At 66.9% G+C, this 17,231-nt stretch carries 14 protein-coding genes, 1 tRNA gene and 1 pseudogene; 13 read left to right on the top strand and 3 right to left on the bottom strand.

The annotated features are described in order from the left end of the window. Positions 1 to 51 precede the first annotated feature (51 nt). The 8 genes from ARGLB_RS18130 to ARGLB_RS18095 all read left to right on the top strand — a co-directional run bounded on the left by ARGLB_RS18130 (position 52) and on the right by ARGLB_RS18095 (position 11,467). The gene (locus ARGLB_RS18130) at positions 52 to 1,188 is read left to right on the top strand and encodes a GuaB3 family IMP dehydrogenase-related protein (RefSeq protein ID WP_003805272.1); all 1,137 of its coding nucleotides are present in this window, start codon (positions 52 to 54) and stop codon (positions 1,186 to 1,188) included. Positions 1,189 to 1,277: 89 nt separating this feature from the next. Beyond that, positions 1,278 to 3,029 (top strand): glycerol-3-phosphate dehydrogenase/oxidase, encoded by a 1,752-nt coding sequence (locus ARGLB_RS18125; protein WP_003805270.1) that lies wholly within the window; start codon positions 1,278 to 1,280, stop codon positions 3,027 to 3,029. Positions 3,030 to 3,079: 50 nt separating this feature from the next. Then, complete coding sequence (locus ARGLB_RS18120) at positions 3,080 to 3,568, top strand: PTS sugar transporter subunit IIA (RefSeq protein WP_003805268.1); 489 nt, start codon at positions 3,080 to 3,082, stop codon at positions 3,566 to 3,568. 191 nt (positions 3,569 to 3,759) lie between these two features. After that, positions 3,760 to 4,614, top strand: a complete 855-nt coding sequence (locus ARGLB_RS18115) for an SURF1 family protein (protein ID WP_003805266.1) — start codon at positions 3,760 to 3,762, stop codon at positions 4,612 to 4,614. Next, on the top strand, positions 4,611 to 5,111 hold the full coding sequence (locus ARGLB_RS18110; protein WP_003805264.1) for a DUF3817 domain-containing protein: 501 nt from the start codon (positions 4,611 to 4,613) through the stop codon (positions 5,109 to 5,111). Before ARGLB_RS18115 ends, ARGLB_RS18110 begins: the two co-directional genes overlap by 4 nt. Before the next feature lie 87 nt (positions 5,112 to 5,198). Further along, positions 5,199 to 6,788: a glutamine-hydrolyzing GMP synthase gene (gene guaA, locus ARGLB_RS18105; RefSeq protein ID WP_003805262.1), complete on the top strand. Its 1,590-nt coding sequence runs from the start codon at positions 5,199 to 5,201 to the stop codon at positions 6,786 to 6,788. 159 nt (positions 6,789 to 6,947) lie between these two features. Then, positions 6,948 to 11,219, top strand: a complete 4,272-nt coding sequence (locus ARGLB_RS18100) for an AAA family ATPase (protein WP_245531559.1) — start codon at positions 6,948 to 6,950, stop codon at positions 11,217 to 11,219. Beyond that, a complete protein-coding gene (locus ARGLB_RS18095; RefSeq protein ID WP_003805255.1) occupies positions 11,216 to 11,467 on the top strand; it encodes a hypothetical protein in 252 nt (83 codons plus the stop codon). Before ARGLB_RS18100 ends, ARGLB_RS18095 begins: the two co-directional genes overlap by 4 nt. 93 nt (positions 11,468 to 11,560) lie before the next feature. On the opposite strand, the gene cpaB is transcribed toward ARGLB_RS18095, so the two are convergent. From cpaB to ARGLB_RS18080, 3 genes are all read right to left on the bottom strand, one after another. After that, entirely contained in the window at positions 11,561 to 12,160 is a 600-nt protein-coding gene (gene cpaB, locus ARGLB_RS18090) for a Flp pilus assembly protein CpaB (protein ID WP_003805254.1), read from the bottom strand. Positions 12,161 to 12,507: 347 nt separating this feature from the next. Beyond that, positions 12,508 to 12,795, bottom strand: a complete 288-nt coding sequence (locus ARGLB_RS18085) for an FmdB family zinc ribbon protein (protein WP_003805252.1) — start codon at positions 12,793 to 12,795, stop codon at positions 12,508 to 12,510. A gap of 147 nt (positions 12,796 to 12,942) precedes the next feature. Continuing rightward, positions 12,943 to 13,554: a 5-formyltetrahydrofolate cyclo-ligase gene (locus ARGLB_RS18080; RefSeq protein ID WP_003805250.1), complete on the bottom strand. Its 612-nt coding sequence runs from the start codon at positions 13,552 to 13,554 to the stop codon at positions 12,943 to 12,945. An 88-nt stretch (positions 13,555 to 13,642) separates the two neighbouring features. Between ARGLB_RS18080 and galU the strand changes: the two genes are divergently transcribed. From galU to ARGLB_RS18055, 5 genes and pseudogenes are all read left to right on the top strand, one after another. Beyond that, complete coding sequence (gene galU / locus ARGLB_RS18075) at positions 13,643 to 14,548, top strand: UTP--glucose-1-phosphate uridylyltransferase GalU (RefSeq protein WP_003805248.1); 906 nt, start codon at positions 13,643 to 13,645, stop codon at positions 14,546 to 14,548. Positions 14,549 to 14,554: 6 nt separating this feature from the next. Continuing rightward, a pseudogene (locus ARGLB_RS18070) lies at positions 14,555 to 15,175 on the top strand (GNAT family N-acetyltransferase). Positions 15,176 to 15,301: 126 nt separating this feature from the next. After that, positions 15,302 to 16,276, top strand: coding sequence for a hypothetical protein (locus tag ARGLB_RS18065; protein WP_003805244.1), 975 nt, complete (start codon positions 15,302 to 15,304; stop codon positions 16,274 to 16,276). 33 nt (positions 16,277 to 16,309) lie between these two features. Then, positions 16,310 to 17,110, top strand: a complete 801-nt coding sequence (locus ARGLB_RS18060) for an SDR family oxidoreductase (protein WP_003805242.1) — start codon at positions 16,310 to 16,312, stop codon at positions 17,108 to 17,110. Between the two features lie 44 nt (positions 17,111 to 17,154). Continuing rightward, a tRNA-Ala gene (locus ARGLB_RS18055) sits at positions 17,155 to 17,227 on the top strand. The last annotated feature ends 4 nt before the right edge of the window (positions 17,228 to 17,231 follow it).

The raw sequence follows: 17,231 nt of genomic DNA, 5'->3' as shown, positions 1-17,231 counted from the left end.
TCCCGGGGTCCCGGTCCTCAGACAGGCGTTCAGCTGGGATAACCTAGAGCAGTGACTTACGAGATTGAGATTGGCCGTGGCAAGCGTGGGCGTCGTGCCTACTCCCTGGACGACATTGCGATCGTCCCCAACCGTCGCACCCGTGACCCCAAGGACGTCTCCGTCTCGTGGCAGATCGATGCCTACAAGTTCGACATGCCCGTCATCGCGGCACCCATGGACTCCGCCATGTCCCCCGCGACGGCCATCACGCTCGGCAAGCTCGGCGGCCTGGGCGTGCTGGACCTTGAGGGCCTCTGGACCCGGTACGAGGATCCACAGTCCGTGCTGGACGAGATCGGGGCGCTGGCCGACGAAACCAACAGCCCGGCCGTCACCCGCCGGATGCAGGAGCTCTACCAGGCACCGATCCAGCCCGAGCTGATCACGTCGCGCCTTGCCGAAATCCGCGCCGCGGGTATCACCGTGGCCGGGTCGCTGACGCCGCAGCGGACCCAGGAACACTACAAGACCGTGGTGGCCGCCGGCGTCGACATCTTTGTGATCCGCGGGACCACGGTTTCCGCCGAGCACGTCTCGAAGGACCACGAGCCGCTGAACCTCAAGCAGTTCATCTACGAACTCGACGTCCCCGTCATCGTGGGCGGTGCCGCCGGCTACACGCCCGCCCTGCACCTCATGCGCACCGGTGCGGCCGGCGTCCTGGTCGGATTCGGCGGCGGCGCCACCACCACCACGCGCCGCGCCCTCGGCATCCACTCGCCGATGGCCTCCGCGATCTCCGACGTCGCCGCCGCCCGCCGCGACTACATGGATGAGTCCGGCGGACGCTACGTCCACGTCATTGCCGACGGCGGCATGGGCACCTCCGGCGACATCGTCAAGGCCATCGCCATGGGCGCCGACGCCGTCATGCTCGGCACCGCCCTCGCCCGGGCGGAGGAGGCCCCCGGAAAGGGCTGGCACTGGGGCCAGGAAGCCCACCACCTGGAACTGCCCCGCGGCGACAGGGTCAACATCGGAACCGTCGGTCCGCTCGAAGAGGTGCTCTTCGGGCCGGGCCACCACACCAACGGAACCTCCAACCTGATCGGTGCACTCCGCCGCTCCATGGCCACCACCGGCTATTCGGACCTCAAGGAGTTCCAGCGGGTCGACGTCGTGGTTTCGCCCTACGCCGGAAACTGATCCACAGCCCTCCACCCGCACCCTGCCCATCGGCAGACGTACGAAGTACTCTGGTGAACTACAGCGTGCGATGAGGATGGAGGCCCGTCATGACCGGTTTCGGTGAACGTCCGGCGACGAACAGGGGAGCGTTGGGCCCCGAGGCGCGGGAGGCCGCGCTTGCCGCGCTGAAGGCTTCGGCGGAGCCGGGCAAGGAACTGGACATCCTTATCGTCGGCGGCGGCATCGTCGGCACCGGGGTGGCCCTTGACGCCGTGACCCGCGGGCTGAACGTCGGCATCGTGGAAGCCAGCGACTGGGCCGCCGGGACGTCGTCCCGGTCCTCCAAGCTCATCCACGGCGGCCTCCGTTACCTGGAAATGCTCGACTTCGCCCTCGTGAAGGAGGCGCTCCAGGAACGGGGGCTGCTGCTTTCCGAGCTCGCCCCGCACCTTGCCCGGCCGGTGCCGTTCCTGTACCCGCTGACCAAACACGTCGTCGAGCGGCCGTACATCGGCGCCGGCATAGCGCTGTACGACATCATGTCGATTTCCGGCGGGCACAAGCGCGGCGTTCCGTTCCACAAGCATCTCTCGCGCCGGGGCACACTGCGGGCCGCCCCGAGCCTGAAGGACGACGCCTTCATCGGATCGATCCGCTACTACGACGGCCAGGTGGACGACGCCAAGTACGTGGCAAACCTGGTGCGGACCGCCGCCTACTACGGGGCGCACGCGGTCAACCAGACCGCCGTCGTCGACTTCCTGCGCGAGGGCGAGCGTGTGGTGGGCGCCAAGGTAGTCAACCGCGAAGACGGATCCCACTTCAACATCCGCGCCAAGCAGGTCATCAACGCCACCGGGGTCTGGACCGACGAAACCCAGGCCATGGTCACCGAGCGGGGCCAGCTGAAGGTGCGCGCCTCCAAGGGCATCCATCTGGTGGTGCCGAGGGACCGTTTCCAGTCGACGGTCGGGCTGATCCTGCGGACCGAGAAGTCCGTGCTGTTCGTCATCCCGTGGGGGCGGCACTGGATCATCGGCACCACCGACACCGACTGGCGGCTGGACAAGGCCCACCCGGCGGCGTCCAGCAAGGACATCGACTACCTGCTGGAACACGTCAACAAGGTCCTCAAACGCCCCCTCACCCGGGAAGACGTGGAGGGTGTCTACGCCGGGCTGCGGCCGCTGCTGGCCGGGGAAAGCGACTCCACGGCCAAACTCTCCCGCGAGCACATCGTGGCCCATCCCGTGCCCGGCCTGGTGGTGGTGGCCGGCGGCAAGTGGACCACGTACCGAGTCATGGCCAAGGATGCCGTGGACGAAGCCGCCCGCAGCATGGACGAGCGCGTGCCCCCGAGCTGCACCGAAACCATCCCGCTGCTGGGGGCGAGCGGGTTCAAGGCTGCCTGGAACCGCCGCAACCGGACTGCCGAGGAATCCGGGGTGCACGTGGCACGCGTTGAGCACCTGCTGAACCGCTACGGATCCATGGCATCGGAGGTGCTTGCGCTCATCCAGGACCGGCCCGAACTGGCGGAACCGCTGCCCGGCGCGGACGACTACCTGCAGGCCGAGGCTGTCTACGCGGCAACCCACGAGGGCGCCCGGCACGTGCACGACGTCCTGACCCGGCGCACCCGGATTTCCATCGAGGCGTGGGACCGCGGTGTGTCTGCCGTCCCGGTAGTCGCTAAGCTTATGGGAGAAATTCTTGGCTGGAGCGATGCGCAGCGGGAAAGCGAAATCAAGCATTACCTTGCGCGGGTGGAAGCCGAACGGCTCAGTCAGCAGCAGCCCGATGACGAATCGGCCGATGCTGCCCGGCTGGGTGCGGAGGACATCGTCCCGCTCCGCTGAGCTCGCAAACCGCCGCCGGACAGGCCCCGGCCTCACTGAAGGGACACCACTTGGCGGAACCACTGGACCGTTACGACGCGGAACTCACCACACCGGACATGGTGATCCTCGAAATGGATGCCGAGGACAAAGTGGATGCGGCCGGCCAGCTGGCCCGGAAACTCTACGATGCCGGCCGCGTCTCAGACCTCGAGGGCTTCCTGGCGCACGTCAACGCCCGTGAGCACCAGCTGGCCACCGGCCTGCCCGGGGGAGTTGGCCTGCCGCACGCCCGCAGCGAATTCGTTTCCGAGACCTCGATCGCCGTCGGAATCACCAAGTACGGCAAGGCCCTGGACTTTGGCGCCTCTGACGGTCCGGCCACCGTGGTCCTGCTCATTGCCACGCCGGCGAGCTCGTTCTCCGACCACCTTGAGGTGCTCGCCACCCTGGCGAGGTCGCTGTCCAAGGAATCGTTCCGCGAATCGCTGCGCCGGGCCTACGACGCCGAGGTCATCGCTGAGCTCATCAACTCAAGCCTGGTCTTCTTCGATCACTAGAGATTGGGGCAGGCCCTTTCGTGTCGACTTCGTCGCCACGCAATTTCGTGTCCGACTTCGTCGCCACGCAGGGACCCCGCTGCCCCACTCTAGGGGCAGGCCCTTTCGTGTCCGACTTCGTCGCCACGCAGGGACCCCGCTGCCCCACTCTCGTTTCGTTGTTCTACACAAGGACGAAGTAACGTTAAGGGGTGTGGAAAACAGCCCTCCAGCCCCGGTGGATCGCAGGCCTGGTCTTTGCGATCGCCGTTTCGGGTGTCTTTGTGCTCCTGAGTCAGTGGCAGTTCGGCCGTTCCACGCAGCCTGAAGTACCTGTCAACCCCGCCACGGAGCAGGTCCAGGCCTTAACGAAAACCCTGCAGCCCGGTGACTTCTTCCGTGGTTCGGTGGCGGACCAGATGGTCGAGGCGTCCGGCACCTACGACCCCGCGAAGCAGGTCCTGGTTGCGGGCCGGCTGAAGGATGGCAAGACCGGATACTGGGTGGTCACGGCATTCGCCGTGACGGACGCCCCGGTGCTCAAGGGCGCGGCAGCCTCACCTAAAACCTACATACCGGTGGCCCGCGGCTGGATCGCTGACCCCGCTGACGCCAGCGCTCCGCCGTCGGGCGTTATCAGGCTGACCGGACGGCTTCTGCCGTCCGAAGCTCCGGTGCCCAACGCGGCCCCTGAACCCGGCCACGCGTCGGCAGTCTCGGTGGCTGAACTCATCAACGCCTGGAACGTCAGCAGTTACCCCGCGTTCGTTTCCGCCACGGCGGAAAAGTCAGGAACGGCCGACGTCGGTGCTGCCGCCGGCAGCGGCCTGGAGCCGCTCAGCATCCCTGCCCAGCCGCCGGCCGAGAAGGTCAACTGGCTGAACCTGTTCTACTCCGTGGAGTGGATCGTTTTTGCCGGATTTGCCCTGTTCATCTGGTGGCGGCTGGTCAAGGACGATTACCGCAGAAGCCTCGAGGACGCCGAGGACCACGACGCCGGTGGCCACAGCCACGACGGGCCAGAACCTACCCAACCCAACGAGATCCAACAAAAGGTACAGCCATGATCGAACCCAAGCCGGCCATCCAGCCCTCGAACCCCACCGGGGCGGCGAAGAAGCGACGCTTCGGCGGCACGGAGGCACAGATCCGCTCCGCCCTGAAGTTCTACAAGGTCATGGCCTACCTCACGGGTGCCATGCTGCTGCTGCTGTGCGCGGAGCTGGTGGCCCGCTACGGCTTCGGCCAGTACCTCTTCGCCGGCGGAACGGACGCCCTGACCGGCCAGCCGTTCGGCTTCGGCTTCGCGCAGGCGGAACCGAAGGGCGTCCTTGGCGGGTTCAACGTGTCCGTGACCGTTCTCATCGTCCACGGCTGGATGTACGTCGTGTACCTCATGTCCAACTTCCGGCTTTGGACGCTGATGCGCTGGCCGTTCGCCAAAATGATCCTGCTGGCACTCGGCGGCGTGGTCCCGTTCCTGTCCTTCATCGTGGAGAAGAAGTTCCACGCCGAAGTGGAGGCCGAACTCGCCGCCAACCCGCAGGCCGCCAGCCGCTACTGATCCCAACCGCTGCTGATCAGCGTTCCGTCCGTCACAGCGGGCCCGCTGAAGATGCGTCGGGGCAATCACGCAAAGTAGGCTAGTACGGTGACTACTCCCACTGCATCCCAAACTTCCCAGAAGCCGGTGCTGGTTGTTGACTACGGTGCCCAGTACGCGCAGCTGATTGCCCGCCGCGTCCGGGAAGCGAATGTGTATTCGGAAGTGGTTCCGCATACCTACAGCACTGAGCAGCTCCTGGCCAAGAACCCCGCCGCAATCATCCTCTCCGGCGGACCCGCCAGCGTCTATGCCGATGGTGCCCCGAGCGTCGGCGCCGACCTCTTCGAGGCCGGTGTTCCGGTCTTCGGCATCTGCTACGGCTTCCAGGCCATGGCCAACGCCCTCGGCGGCAAGGTGGACAAGACCGGCCTGCGGGAGTACGGCTCCACCCAGACCACCATCCTCGGCGAAGGCCGTTCCGTCCTCGAAGGAATGCCGCAGCACCAGAACACCTGGATGAGTCACGGTGACTCCGTACACGAGGCTCCCGAGGGCTTTGAGGTGCTGGCCACCACAGCGGGCGCTGAAGTTGCCGCCTTCGCCAATGAGGAGAAGTGCCTGTACGGCGTGCAGTGGCACCCCGAGGTAAAGCACTCGGCCTACGGCCAGCAGGTCCTGGAGAACTTCCTGTTCAAGGGTGCCAAGCTGGAACCGAACTGGACCACGGGCAACATCCTCGAGGAGCAGGTGGAGCGCATCCGCAAGCAGGTCGGCGATGCCCGTGTCATCTGCGGCCTCTCCGGCGGTGTGGACTCCGCTGTTGCCGCAGCCCTTGTCCAGCGCGCCGTCGGCGACCAGCTCACCTGTGTCTTCGTGGACCACGGGCTGCTTCGCGAAGGCGAGGCCGAGCAGGTGGAGCGCGACTTCGTTGCCGCCACCGGTGTGAAGCTCTACGTGGCCAACGAGCAGGAGCGCTTCCAGGCCGCACTGGCCGGCGTCAGCGACCCCGAGACCAAACGCAAGATCATCGGCCGCGAGTTTATCCGTGCGTTCGAAGAAGCCGAACTGGCGATCATCGCCGAGGCAGCGGCACACGGTGAAAAGATCAAGTTCCTCGTGCAGGGCACCCTGTACCCGGACGTCGTCGAATCCGGCGGCGGCGAGGGCGCAGCGAACATCAAGAGCCACCACAACGTGGGCGGACTGCCCGAGGACCTGCAGTTCGAGCTCGTTGAGCCGCTGCGCGCCCTGTTCAAGGACGAGGTGCGCGCCGTGGGCGCCCAGCTCGGCCTGCCCCAGGAGATCGTTGGCCGCCAGCCGTTCCCCGGCCCCGGCCTGGGAATCCGCATCGTCGGCGAGGTCACCAAGGAACGCCTGGACCTTCTGCGCAAGGCAGACGCCATCGCCCGCGCAGAACTGACCGCTGCCGGACTCGACAACGACGTCTGGCAGATGCCCGTGGTTCTCCTCGCGGATGTCCGGAGCGTGGGTGTCCAGGGCGACGGCCGTACCTACGGCCACCCGATCGTGCTGCGCCCCGTCTCCTCCGAGGACGCCATGACGGCCGACTGGTCGCGGCTTCCCTACGACCTGCTGGCCCGGATCTCCAACCGAATCACTAACGAGGTCGACGGCGTCAACCGCGTGGTGCTCGACGTCACCAGCAAGCCGCCGGGAACCATCGAGTGGGAATAGCGTTGTGAAAATGGCCGGCCTCCGCAGGGAGGCCGGCCATTTTGCATTCCCGGGTATCGGATCCTGGATGGCGGGCAACGGTGCGAAATGCGCCGCAACTTGGGCCGACCCAGTGTTGCGGTCTCTCAACCGCGGCGGTTTCCGGCTACGCTCGAAACTATGCCCGTATGGTCCAAGGCGTCACGCGCAAGCTCAGAAAAGAAGGCAGTAGTGTCAGTAGGTCAGGTCGACTCCGAGGGTTCGGAGGAGCTCAGGAAGTGGCTGTCCGGGCTCAAGCCCGTTACGGGGGCAGACACCATGCTGCGCTTCACCAAAACGCCCGAGGGTTCCATCGACCTCACCCACGCGCACCCTTCGGGCCTGGCGCAGCTCATGGCCGGGCGCCGGACGCGGCTCTCCACGCTGATCCGCGACCAGCAACAGTACGTCGTGGCCGCCCGGGCCTGCCGGAACCTGCGCTCGAAGATTTTCGAACTGGCCAATGACCGCGGCATCGAGGCCGGGTACTTCTCGGCTGGCACCGTGGTGTGGACCTCCGCCGTGGGCGGGAAACCGCAGCGCGTCTCGGCGCCGGTGATGCTGACGGCCATGTCGCTCACCATCCGCCCCGGGGAAGACGACTACGAACTTCAGCTCACGGAGCAGGCCCGCATTAATCCGGCCCTGGTCCGGCACCTGAAAACCATCCACGGGATCGTGTTCGACGTCAACGCCGTGACACGGATGGCGTACAGCACAGCCCGGTTCGACCCCCTGCCCGTGCTGGACCGGATCAGCACCCTGGTCAAGCCGATCCACGGCGCTGACGTGGAGCACAACCTGCTCGTCTCGACCTTCGCGGACCTTTCCGGCAACCTTGACGATCCGTGGATCAACGGGCAGAACGCGCTGGTGGCCTCGCTGGCCAAGGCCGCGTCCGGCGAAATCGCCGATGTGCCTGCGCTCCAGCCCGGGCGCTTTCCCAGCGTGGACGAGCGGGACCCGGCCGAGGAGCTGCTTCTCCTGGACGCCGACGCCGACCAGCAGTATGTGATCGACGCCGTCAGGGCAGGGGATTCGCTGGTGGTGAGCAGCCCGCCCGGCACCGGCCAGACGCAGACGGCGATCAACACCATCGGTGCGCTCGTGGACGAAGGCAAAACCGTCTTGGTGGTGGGGGACCGGCGTGCCAGTCTCAACGAAGTGGCCGGACGCCTCGAAAACCTGGGCCTGGACTCCATCCTTTTCCAGCTGTCCGGAAACGCAACACCGCAGCAGCTCAAGGGCCAGCTGGTGCGTGCCATTGTGCGCAACGAGAAGGCCCAGCAGCCGCAGCTCGGGAGCCTGCACAAGACGCTGACCGAGCACCGCCATGCGCTGGTGGACCACGTCGCGTCGCTGCACAACGTGCGGCAGCGGTGGGGCTGCTCGCCGTACCAGGCCATGCAGTCGCTCGCGGAGCTGACGTCCATCCAGCCCGCCCCCGCCACCACCGTCCGCCTCAAGCGCAGCGTCCTGGATAGCATCCGGGACCGCGAGGAGCTGGCCGGCCGGCTGAAGCGCGCCGCCGAACTCGGTGCGTTCAGCAGGGCATCGACCACCAGCCCCTGGCACGGTGCACGGCTGGTGACCCGCAAGGAAACCGAGGAAGCGCAGGAGCTGGCGCGTGCGGTGGCGAACAAGCTGCCGCTGCTGCAGGAACGGATGAAGGACGTGGCCAGCCACGCCGAAATCCGCCTGGGCACCACCTTCGCCGAGTGGGGCTCCCAGCTCAAACTCCTGGTGGCCGTCCGCGAAAGCCTGGACAAATTCACCCCGGACATTTTTGACCGCCCCGTGACCGACCTGATTTCCGCGACGGCGTCCTCGTCCTGGCGCAGGGAACGCGGCATCGACATGGCCTCCATGCAGCGGTCCCGCCTGCGCCGGGTGGCCAAGGAGTACGTCCGCCCGGGCGTGCACATTGCCGATCTTCACAGTTCGCTGGTGCTGGTCCAGGAACAGCGCGCCCAATGGGCCGGATACGCTACCACACAGCGGCATCCGGCGGTGCCGTCCGGCCTCGCGGAAATCAGCATCATGCACCGCGGACTGACCCGCGAGATGAAGATGCTGGGTGATGCCCTGCGGCACACGGCTGCGGGCGGTTCGCTCGAAAACATTCCGTACCCGGAGCTCATGGAGCGTCTGGAACGGCTGGTCGCGGACACACAGACGCTGCAGACCCTGCCCGAGCGCACCCTGCTCATCGAAAACATGCGCGAGCACGGGCTGGGGGAGCTGCTGGCAGACCTCTCGGAGCGCGAGGTCGGGGCCGAATCCGTCGCTGCCGAACTTGACCTGGCCTGGTGGCAGTCGGCGCTCGAGGCGATGATCAGCGGTGACGACTACCTGGCCATGTCCGACGGCGATGCGCTGCGCCAGCTGGAGGCCGAGTACCGGCTCGCGGACAACGCACACATCGCCAGCGGTGCCGGGCGGCTGCGGTGGAAGCTGGCTGAGCGCTGGCGCGCGGGCATCGAGGAGCATGCCCGCCAGGCGGACCTGCTCCGGAGCCTGCTCAAGGACGGGCGGGTCACGCTGGCCGCGCTGACGGCGCAGGCACCGGGGCTGGTTCCCATGCTGGTGCCAGTCTGGTCGGTCAGCCCCTACCTCATGACCGGCCTCCTGCCTGCCGAGCAGAAGTTTGACGCTGTGGTGATCCTCGACGCCGAGGCAACCTCGCTGCAGGCGGTCCTCCCGGCCGTCGCCCGCGCCAAGCAGGTGATCGCCTTTGGCGACGACAGGATCGCCAGCCCCCGCACCTTTACCGTGGCCGTGGAGCGGCTTGCCGCCGGCGAACAGTCGCACCAGAGTGTCGAAAGCGCGTTCACCGCACTTTCGGCAGTGCTGCCGACGGCGCCGCTGCGCTCTGTCTACCGCGCGGTGGACGAGGACCTGGTGCTGCAGTTGAGCAAGAACTTTTACGACGGACGGCTCCGCCGGCTCCCCGAAGGGCAGTCGGCCACGGGACTGGACCGTGCCCTGACGGTGGAGTACCTGCCCGACGGCACGGGACTGCCCAGCGCCGACCACGAGGGCGTCGAATCGGTGGTGGCCGAGGTCAACCGGGTGGTGGAGCTCGTGTTCGAGCACGCGCGGCTCCGTCCCCGGACATCGCTGGCGGTGGTGACCGCCAGCCTCCGGCACGCGGCACGGATTGGCGAGTCCATCCGGCTGCAGCTGCCCAACCATCCGTCGCTGTCCGGCTTCTTCACGGCAGGTGATGAATCCTTCCGGGTTGTGGACCTGGAGCGTGCCCAGGGGCTGGTCCGCGACCGCGTGATCTTCTCGCCGGGCTACGGGCGGACACCGCACGGCCGTGCCCTGCACAGCTTCGGTCCGCTGTCCGCCGAGGGCGGCCGGGCCAAGTTCGCCCTGGCCATGACCCGGGCACGGCAGTCGCTCCACGTCCTGACGTGCTTCAAACCGGAGGACCTTGACCGGACACGGCTGGCCCACGGCGCCGTCGATCTCTTCGAACTTCTGGACCGGGAGATCTCCGGCAACACGGACCTGGGGACGCCTGCGTCCAGGGCAGCGGCAAGTGAACAGGCGTTGGGCGCTGATCCGCTGGTTGCTGATCTCGGCGACCGGCTGCGTGCCCGCGGTGCCCGCGTATGGCACCAGTACGACGGCGCAATCGACGTAGTGGCCGCGGCCGACCCGCTCAGCACCATGGGCCAGGACGAGGCCGACATTCCACGCCCGGTAGCCATCGAATCGGACGGCACCGAGCAGTACCGGCAGATGACAGTCCGGGAACGCAGCCGGCTGCGCCCCCAGCTGCTGGAGCGGCTCGGCTGGCGGTATATGCCGCTGTGGACCATCGAGGTCTTCACAGATCCCTCGGCCTGCGCCGACAGGATCGGCGGGTACCTCGGGCTTGAGAAGCCTGCCCCTGCGCTGCGTTCCGTGGGGGCGCCGGGATTCTTCCTGGATGACGACGTCAGTACCCTTGCGGTGGGCGACTTGGAGCCCGAACAGGGGGAGGAGGGCCCGTACCAAGACACAGACGGCGGATTCGGTGACGACCCGAACGGTCACGATGCGGACCAGAGCGGCCGGGAAGCACCCGACCAGGGCGCCGCCGAGGCGGTCCTGGCGGACGCGCACTCCTCGGATGCGGACCAGACTGACGCTGATCCGACAGGCGCTGACCAGAGCGACTTTGATCAGGCGGGCGCCGGTCAGAGCGACGCTGACCAGAGGGACACTGACCAGAGGGACGGTGACCAGAGGGACGGTGACCAGAGGGACGGTGACCAGAGGGATACGGATCATGCTGGCGCCGGCCAGGCGGACGGCGACAGGGACGATTCCGATTCCGACGCAGCCCGCGCCGGAGTAGGCTTCGGCTCTGGGCCCGGCTTGAAACGGCCAGGCACGGAACGGAAGGAGGGCCCGCTGTGACATCCGACGGCGGGGCCGAGCGCAACAACGGGACCGGGCGCAAGGATGAGACCGAGCGCAAGAATGCGCAGTCCGTAAGCCAGGAGACGCCCGCAACGTCTCGCCGCGACAAGACGGGCGGGCAGCCGAGGACCGGCGTGGTCCCCAAGAGGGCAGCCGAGGACGATCCCCGGACCTGGGGCGACGCAGAATCCGGCAACGACCACGACGCTTGGCTGAAGGAGCAGAAGCCACCGCACTGGGGCTGAGCAACCGGGCAAACACGCTGCGGAATCCCGCGAGCGGGAGGATGCCTGCCAGCGACTGGATTCCCACCAGCCAGGGGAATCGCACGGGCCGGCTCACCGGGCACCGGATCCCACCAGTACGAAAAACAGCTTTCCCTGGGTTGACGCCCCCGCCAAGGCACTGGCCTGCGCAGGGGTGGCGGCCACCACCAGCAGCCCGTCCGAATCCCCGGCAGCAAGCCACTGGCTGGCCCGGCCTTCCTGGCCGGAGGTCCACAGGACGGGAACTGACGTGGCGAGCACCTTCGAGGCTGATGCCTGCTCATAACCGTTGCCGCTTGTCAGGACGACGTTCACGAGTTGTCCGGGGGACACCAGCTGGATGGATGACGGGTCCGCCATCCGCAGCGGCACCGCAGCGGACCCGGGCGGCGCCCCCGTCAGCAGGCCTGGCCCCACCAGCTGCGCATCAGTAAGGAGCTGCCCCTCGCGAAGCGGCACTGCCAGCTGCTTGCCGTCCACTCCGGCGCTGTCCGCGAAAGTCCCGTCCGGCACCATGGCCGGCGGAACGCTGACGGTCCTGACATCAGTTCCGGCCAGGTTCGCTCCGGCTGGAAGGTCACGGGCAGCGGCCAGGACGCTCACGGTCTGGGCAGGGGCAGGAGTGAGCTGGTGGACGGCGATCCCCGCGGCCGCGCAGAGGAGGAGTGCCACGGCAAGACGGCGGTTACGGTTCAGCCATCCCGCGAAGCGCCGTCCGCGCGGGCGCGGGCGGGCGGCAGAACCGGGCAATGTGCTGCCGCGGCCGGGACGAACGGCCGGGCGGGATGCCCTTGCAGGGAAAATTCCGGTAGCTGGCATGCCGCCACGCTACGGGCCATCCCTCGCCTCACGACAGGTGCAGGCAGGCGTATGTGGAAAAGGCGCCCCCGAGGCGTGTCGGAAGGCTGCCCGCACCGACACTTGAGGCCGGCGGGAACCCGGCCGAAGCAATAGAGTCCGGCCGGGTAATCCCGGCCGGACTCTATTGCTTGAAGGCGGCCGGTGCCGCAGAAATCCGTCTAGCTCGCGGCCGCAGCTGCCGGGGCAGCGGATGATGCAGCTGACGAGGAGGCTGCCGGGGCGGCCGGCGCTGACGCAGCGGGGGAGGGCGAGACGGTGCTTCCCTTGGAGTCGCGCGAATCAGTCCGGTAGAAGCCGGAGCCCTTGAAGACCACGCCGACGCTGTTGAACTTCTTGCGCAGCGTGCCCTGGCATTCGGGGCAGGACGTCAGAGTGCTGTCGGTGAAAGACTGCACGATGTCGAAAGCATGGCTGCAATCCTTGCAGGCATAGGCATACGTGGGCACTGTAGATCCTCCTCTTGGACAAACGACAGGTCCCGTGCTGCCTGGCTTCATTTCCCGGATTCTCCTTGACGGATCACCGCGGCGGAAATGCCTCCATTAGCAGTCGCAGGGCCTGAGTGCCAATTCTATCACCCCGCCCGGGCGAGGTCACGCGAAGGCTACCAGCCCTGAGGGCATGAGGACTGCCTCGACGGGACGGTCAAAGTCCTCAGCCGGGATGGACTGAGCGGGCAGGAGTTCGGAGTCATAGATGATGGCGGCCTTCGGAAGGTGCAGGCCGCCGGCGTTGGCTGCAGCCAGAAACTTGTCGTAGTAGCCGCCGCCCTGTCCAATCCGGTTGCCGCTGCGGTCCACCGCCGTTGCCGGCATGAACATTCCGGCCGCAGTCCGCACCGTATCCAGGCCGTGGCGCTCACCGGCAGGTTCCTGGATGGGGGCATACCTGCTGCGGATGAACTCGCTGTCGGGCGTCCAGAAGACCCAGCTGAGTTCCCGGTCCGGTTCGCAGACCGGGAGCAGGATGCTGTGGCCGGCCTCATGCAGTGCGTGCAGCAGCGGAAGGGTTGGCGGTTCGAAATCGACGCCGAGGTAGGCGGTGAACGTGGCAGGCTTGCCCGCGGCGATGGCTTCGGCCCACGGCAGCCCATGGGTGGCGATGCCGTCGCCGGCGATTGAGAGGTCTGTTGCTGTCATCGTGGCCCGGATCTGCCGGTGCCGTGAACGGATCCCGTCCTTCGACGGCATGGTCCCTGTTGGCATGGATGTCATCCTTTGTCGCAGCGGCAGGCGGCCGGGCCGATGCCGGATGCATTTACCGTATGAATGTTCCCTCGGATAGATTAGACCAGTGACTTCCACTAATTGTTCAGTCCGCAAGGCCGTAATCCCCGCTGCTGGGCTCGGCACCAGGTTCCTGCCTGCCACCAAGGCCATGCCCAAGGAGATGCTGCCGGTGGTTGACAAGCCGGCCATCCAGTACGTCGTCGAGGAGGCTGTCAAGGTTGGCCTGAGCGACGTCCTGATGATCACCGGACGCAACAAGCGCGCGCTCGAGGACCACTTCGACCGCGTCCCGGCCCTGGAAGCGACGCTGGAGGCCAAGGGCGACACGGCCAAGCTGGAGTCGATCCAGGCCGCGAGCAACCTGGGCGACATCCACTATGTCCGCCAGGGTGACCCCAAAGGCCTGGGCCACGCGGTGCTGCGTGCGCGCCAGCACGTGGGCTACGAGCCGTTCGCCGTTCTCCTCGGTGACGACCTCATCGACGCCCGCGACGATCTCCTCAGCATCATGATCGATGTGCAGGCTAAGACCGGCGGTTCGGTGGTAGCCCTCATCGAAGTGGAGCCTTCCCAGATCAGCGCCTATGGCTGCGCGGACATCTCCGCAATTGATGGCGAAAGCTTTGTCCGGATCAACAAGCTCGTGGAGAAGCCGGACGTCGACGAGGCCCCCTCCAACCTGGCTGTCATAGGCCGCTATGTGCTCCACCCTGATGTCTTCGATGTGCTGGAAAAGACCGAACCTGGCCGCGGCGGCGAGATCCAGCTGACGGATGCCCTGCAGGAGCTGGCCAGCCGGGACGGTGAAGGCGGCGGTGTGTACGGCGTGGTCTTCCGCGGCCGCCGCTACGACACCGGGGACAAGCTTAGCTACCTCAAGGCCTGCGTGGAGCTCGCCATCGACAGCGACGACCTCGGACCCGGTCTGCGTGCCTGGCTTCCGGAAGTTGCCGCCCGGCTGTCCAAGTAACCCTTCATGAGGGTCAGCCACATCTGGCCGGTCACGCTGGAGTGCGGGGACCTTGTCCTGCGGCCGATCAGGTACCGGGACCGGAAGGAGTGGACTGAGGTCCGTTCCCGCAACAGCGACTGGCTGGCGCCCTAGGAGGCCTCCAATCCGATCCCGGGCGGCTCGCTGCCCGATTACCGCCAGATGGTCAGGTCACTTAACACCCAGGCGGCCCAGGCCACGGCGCTGCCCTTTGTAATCGCGGAGTGGACACCCGGACACCGTGACCCCGTCATCGTGGGACAGCTGACGGTCTCCTCCATTGTGTGGGGGTCAGCCCTGATGGCGACGCTTGGCTACTGGGTGGATCAAGCACGGGCCGGGCACGGGATCGCTCCCACGGCGGTGGCGATGGCGACCGATCACTGCTTCCGGACACTTGGCCTGCACCGGATGGAGATCAACATCCGACCCGAAAACGGACCCAGCCTGCGGGTCGTGGAAAAGCTCGGCTTCCGGGACGAGGGCTACCGTCCGCGGTACCTGCACATCAATGGGGAATGGGCAGACCACCGCTCCTTCGCCCTGACTTCAGAGGAAGTTCCGGAGGGCCTCCTCAGCCGCTGGCTGCGGGTCAGGCCCGCCTGACCGCTCACCGGCGGAGCCGCTGGTCAGGGCCGGGTTCTGTGCATAAGTCCAATGATTTGAAGCTCGGCCGCGACACACCGAGACGAATGCCACAACAGCCCCAACATTCCTCATACGGTTTTGTGTGTGGACTTCCCCCTTAGCAGCTCAGTCATCCTTGTGGCTGCTGTTGCGCTCTGGATCGTTTGGGTTGCCCCTTACGTGCTCCGCAACGGCCGGCATCAGTTTCAGGCTGCCGGAGACCTGACGTTGGAAAACGCCGACGCCGAAACTGCAAACCCGCAAGCCGGGACGATCGTGTATATGGCCGCCCAGCAGGAGAAACGCATGGACACCAGGAAGAGCAGCGAACCAGCAACAGGCCTCACCCCGGGTCCGTCCGGCAATAGGCCTGCCGCCAAGGAGGCCGGTGCTTTTCGGATCCGCTACGGGCGGACGGCGATCGCCTTCGTCGGCTTGCTGTCCTTCCTGACGGCGATTGTCGCCGGAGTCCTGCGGCTGTTCGGGCTCGGCAACCCCTGGGTTCCGGCCGTGGCGTTCCTGACCGGTGTTGCCGCCGTCGTGGTTTTGCGGCGGCTTGCCGTCCGTGACCGGCGCAGGAAAGTCAGCGCCGCCTTTAGGGCGGCCATGGGCTCGCCCGTCAGCCGGGAGTCGTCCGTCGAGCCCCCCGCGGAGACGGAACCCGCCCCGGAGCCCGTGAAACCTCGGGAAAGTGCCCTCTTCGACGCCGAAGCAGAGGCGCCCAAGCCCAAGCCCCTCACCGCAGTGGAACTGCGCGAGGCTGCACTGGCAGTTGCCCTCGCGGCCGGCGACGCAAGCGCCGCCGCCCCTGTGCAGGGCCCGGTGGCTCCTGAATCAAGCTGGGATCCGGTGGAGGTTCCCAGACCGACATACGTTGAAGCGGCCAAGGCCGAGCGTCCGGCGCCCGAGCCGCTGGCGCTGCCCGAGGCACCGAAGTCCGTGGGCAAGCCTTCACTCAAGCAGGGTACGGCCGCCGCACCTCCTGCAGCTTCCCCGAATGCCGCGCCCGCCAAGCCGCTGACCAAGGCCCAGAGTGCGCTGAGCAACCTTGATGACGTCCTGCAGCGCCGCCGCGCGTAGCCTGGCATCCATGCCGGCCCAGGCGGCGCCGGGATGAGCCGAATCTGCGTAGCCGGCGGCACTGGTGAGGCCGGCCGTGAAGTGGTGCGCCAGGCGCTTGGACTGGGGCACTCCGTCGCCGTTCTGACTCGGAACCCGCCGCTCCCGGACGCGCGGGAGTATTACGACGGCGCCGCGTACTTCCGCGCGGATGTCACCACCGGAGAAGGGGTGCCGGAAGCGCTGGCGGGGGCCGACGTCGTCATCGATTGCCTGGAAGCGCGGACCGGCAAAGCACTCAGGCACTACGCGGCCGGCGGCGCGCTGCTGCTGGGCGAAGCCGCGGCGGCTGGCGTGGCCAGGGCCGTACAGCTTTCCATCGTTAACTGTGACCGCAGCGCCCTCACGTACTACCGATCAAAAGCGGACAAAGAGGGCGTGTACGCGCGGTCGCCGCTCGACACGCGCACTGTGCGGGCAACGCAGTTCCACAGCCTGGTGGCGGGGATTTTCGGTGCGGGTATCCGCATTGGCCTCGTGCCGGTGATCAAAGGTGCCCGGTTCCAGCCGATCGCCCCGTCCGACGTTGCGTCGGCGCTGCTGAAAGCCGCGCTGGAACCGCCGACCAGTGACGCCCACGCGTTGCGGACAATCGGCGGGCCGGAGGTGCTGAGCATGGGATCGCTGGCAGGCGCCTGGAAGCGCGTAACCGGTGCCAGGGGCCTCGTGACCGAACTGCCGCTGCCCGGACAGATGGGCAGATTTCTGCGTGACGGAAAGAACCTGGTGCCCGAACAGCGTTACGGACACACGACATTTGAGGCCTGGTTGGCAAACCGGCAAGAAAATTTGTAGCCTAGGGAAACCGGCGTTGAAGTTCCTCTGGAAAACGGCGCCACGGGGTTATAGCTCAGTTGGTAGAGCGCTTCGTTCGCATCGAAGAGGTCAGGGGTTCGAATCCCCTTAGCTCCACAGT

Origin of the sequence: Arthrobacter globiformis NBRC 12137 (assembly GCF_000238915.1) — a bacterium.
GTDB classification, from domain to species: Bacteria; Actinomycetota; Actinomycetes; order Actinomycetales; family Micrococcaceae; genus Arthrobacter; species Arthrobacter globiformis.
This window is presented reverse-complemented; position numbering and strand designations above follow the sequence as displayed.